The sequence below is a fragment of the Pseudomonas sp. SWRI51 genome, assembly GCF_014268825.1.
Lineage (GTDB): Bacteria > Pseudomonadota > Gammaproteobacteria > Pseudomonadales > Pseudomonadaceae > Aquipseudomonas > Aquipseudomonas farsensis.
Map to the genome: position 1 here is coordinate 1 of NZ_JABWRG010000201.1, position 260 is coordinate 260.

The 260-nt window shown below is 58.5% G+C and carries 1 protein-coding gene; it reads right to left on the reverse strand.

All coding sequences use genetic code 11. The features are described from left to right. A partial coding sequence (locus HU720_RS24010) for a DEAD/DEAH box helicase (protein ID WP_186523653.1) occupies positions 1–170 on the reverse strand: 170 nt, incomplete at its 3' end. Between the last annotated feature and the right edge of the window lie 90 nt (positions 171–260).

A 260-nucleotide genomic window follows, 5' to 3' on the forward strand; every position in this document is an offset into this window, starting at 1 on the left:
GTCTTGCCGCTGCCGGTCTGCGCGGTCACACGCAGATCACGCCCTTGCAGGGCCAAGGGGATGGCCGCGGCCTGCACCGGGGTTGGCTCGACAAATTTAAGCTCGGCCACGGCTTTAAGCAGGCGTTCATGCAGGGCGAATTGGGAGAACACAGAGGTAACCTCAGGCAAGTGCGGGAAATTCAGTTGCATAGGGTAACGTTTTCTGCAGCCGGAGCCGAATTTCTTTTGGCAACTTTGTCGCCATCCGCGCTCTAATGG